We start from the raw sequence: 2,978 nt of genomic DNA on the forward strand, positions 1-2,978 counted from the left end.
CGTCGTCGTCGCTGTTGCCGCTGTTCATGGTTGGTGGGGGCCCCTCTCAGCGCAGCTTCGGGTCGAGTGCGTCGCGGACGGCGTCGCCGAGCACCCACGTGCACGTCTCATTCAGTGGACTACGTTTGGTCACCCTCCGCGCCTGACCGCTAGCCTGCCAGCATGGCACTCGGCATCCCCTCCACCCGGACCGACCACGCGCCGACCGTCCGGGACCTGCTGGCGGCCGGTGACCGCTCGTTCTCGTTCGAGTTCATGCCGCCGCGCAACGAGGTCGGCGAGCGCCGCCTCTGGGACGCGATCCGCCGGGTCGAGGCGCTCGACCCCAACTTCGTCTGCATGACCTACGGTGCCGGGGGCTCCTCGCGCAGCCGGACGGTCAACATGGTCGGCCGGATCGCGACCGAGACCACCCTGACCCCGGTCGCCCACCTGACCGCCGTCGACCACTCGGTGGCCGAGCTGCGCAACATCATCGGCCAGTACGCCGACGAGGGCGTGCGCAACGTGCTCGCGGTGCGCGGCGACCCGCCCGGCGACCCGATGGGCGCGTGGGTCCGGCACCCGGAGGGCGTCACCTACGCCTACGAGCTGGTCGAGCTGATCAAGGGGATCGGCGACTTCTGCGTGGGCGTGGCCGCCTTCCCGCAGATGCACCCGCGGTCGGAGAACTGGGACGAGGACATCCGCCACTTCGTCGCCAAGTGCCGGGCCGGCGCCGACTACGCGATCACCCAGATGTTCTTCGAGGTGGAGGACTACCTGCGGCTGCGCGACCGGGTCGCGGCGGCGGGCTGCACCACGCCGATCATCCCGGAGATCATGCCGGTCACCAACATCCGGCAGCTGGAGCGCTTCCCGCAGCTGTCCGGCTCCGACTTCCCGGAGGAGCTGAAGGACCGCTTCCTGGCCGTCGCCGACGACCCGGACGCGGTGCGGGCGGTGGGCATCGAGCACGCCACCGCGATGTCCGAGCGGCTGCTCGCCGAGGGCGCGCCGGGCCTGCACTTCATCACCCTCAACCACTCCACCTCGACGCTGGAGATCTACCAGAACCTCGGCCTGCACCGGCGCTGAGGCCGGTCCTGCCGAGGATGCAGTGGTGTCCGCCCGCAGCCTGTACAGTCGCCCGCACATGCGGGGCGCGTGAGTGGAGGTAGCGGGATGGGCATCGGGTACCTGCTGCTGTACGCCGCACTCGCGGTCGTCGCGCTCTGGCTGATCGCCGAGCTGCTGCTGCAGAACCGTGCCCCGCTGGTGTGGCGCGGCGTCGCCCTGTCCGGCTTCCTCCTGGTGGTCGGCGGCATGCGGCTGCAGTCGGTGCTGGTCATCGGCATCGGCGCGGCCGCCTTCGCGGTCGGCCAGTTCTTCGTGACCACCTCGGTGAAGCGCGGTTTCGTCGCCGGCTGGTCGCTGCGCCGTGAGGACGGAGCCCTGCCCGGCCCGCTGGCCCGTGTCCCGCTGCTGAGCGCCGCCACCGGCGGTGCGACCGGCGCCGAGGAGACGGCCCTGCCCGAGCCGCCGGTCGTCGGCGAGGTCGGCCCGGTCGAGCCCGACGTGGCCCTCGCCGCGTACACCGAGGTCGAGGAGGTCGCCGCCGACGGCGTCTACGCCGAGCCGCAGGCGTACCAGCAGCAGGAGCAGCAGGTCTGGACCCAGCAGGGCTTCCCGCAGCAGGCCACCCACCAGGACGCGTACGCCCAGCAGCAGGCCGGCTACGGCTACGGCTGGGACCAGCAGTGGGCGGCGCAGCAGCAGGTCGCCCACGCCCAGTACCAGCAGCAGGACGCGTACGGCCAGCAGGTCGCCTACGCGCAGCAGGCCGCCTACGCCCAGTACCAGCAGGACCCGTACGCCGCGCAGCAGTTCGCCGCCCAGCAGGCGCAGCAGCTCCAGGCCCAGCAGCAGGGCCAGTACTACCAGCAGGGCCAGTACTACCAGCAGGGCTGGGAGTACCAGCAGCAGCCGGCCGTCCCGCAGCAGCAGGGCCAGGACCAGCAGCAGACCTGGGACTACCAGCAGCAGGGCTGAGCCCGGCGGCCGGCCGTCAGGCCGGGCCGATCAGCCCGGCGGTGATCGAGGCGGACATGCCGACCCTGGCGAGCCCGCCGCCGGGGTGGGCGCCGCCGCCGATCCGGTACAGGCCCGGGACACCCGTCCCGTTCGGCGGGTTGAGGGTGCCGCCCGCCAGCGAGGGGACGGGCACCCACGCCGTGGACCGCACCTCGCGCCACAGCACCCGCTCGCGCAGGTCCAGCCCGGACTTCGCCAGGTGGTCGAGCAGGTGGCCCGCGTAGGCGTCCAGGTCGTCGCCCTCGCGTACCCCGCAGGTGACGGTGAGGGTGACCGCCTCGTGGTCGGCGTCCGGTACCAGGGAGGGGTCGTCCGGCCGCAGCACCTGCACGGTCGGCCCCTCGGGGACGCTCTCCTCGTGCAGCAGCGCGTCCCTCTCCCAGTCCGCGCCCCCGGCGTGCACCACCGTCCGGTGCACGGTGCCCTCCGGCCGGGCCCCGCGCAGGGCGAGCAGCACCCGCACCCGGCCGAGCCCGCCGCCCGGCTTCTCCCAGCCGAGGCCCGGGTCGGGCGAGGAGGAGAGCACCAGGTCGGCCTCGATCCGCTCGCCGTCGGCCGTGAGCACCCCGCAGGCCCGGCCGCCCGCGGTCAGCACCTCGGCGACCCGGGTGCCGAAGCGGAACTCGGCCCCGCGCTGCTCGCAGCGGCGGAACACCGCGTCGGCCAGCGTCCGGATGCCGCCGCGGACGTACCAGACGCCGAAGGACTGCTCCATGTACGCCAGCACGGTCGCCCCGGCCGGAGCGTCGGGCCCGAGGCCGAACCGGGTCGCGTACTCGGTGAGCAGCGCCGTCAGCCCGGGGTGGTCGCCGAGTTCGCGGCGGGCCACGTCGCCGAGGGTGTACGAGCCGCGCGGCAGCCACTTGGCGGGGCCGCGGCGCGGCGGCCGCGGGTACGGGTCGGCG

General features: G+C 73.7%; 3 protein-coding genes. 2 read left to right on the forward strand and 1 reads right to left on the reverse strand.

Annotation, left to right across the window (positions count from 1 at the left end; all coding sequences use genetic code 11):
* The first annotated feature begins 162 nt into the window (after positions 1–162).
* Positions 163–1,077 carry a methylenetetrahydrofolate reductase [NAD(P)H] gene (metF, locus tag ABZ641_RS31275; protein WP_344628020.1) on the forward strand — a complete coding sequence of 305 codons (915 nt, stop codon included), beginning with the start codon at positions 163–165 and terminating at the stop codon, positions 1,075–1,077.
* An 87-nt stretch (positions 1,078–1,164) separates the two neighbouring features.
* Positions 1,165–2,031 carry a hypothetical protein gene (locus ABZ641_RS31280; protein WP_359987262.1) on the forward strand — a complete coding sequence of 289 codons (867 nt, stop codon included), beginning with the start codon at positions 1,165–1,167 and terminating at the stop codon, positions 2,029–2,031.
* Between the two features lie 16 nt (positions 2,032–2,047).
* Here ABZ641_RS31280 and ABZ641_RS31285 read toward each other — a convergent pair.
* A partial coding sequence (locus ABZ641_RS31285; RefSeq protein ID WP_359987264.1) for an FAD-dependent oxidoreductase occupies positions 2,048–2,978 on the reverse strand: 931 nt, incomplete at its 5' end.

Origin of the sequence: Kitasatospora sp. NPDC007106 (genome assembly GCF_040634455.1) — a bacterium.
Lineage (GTDB): Bacteria > Actinomycetota > Actinomycetes > Streptomycetales > Streptomycetaceae > Kitasatospora > Kitasatospora arboriphila.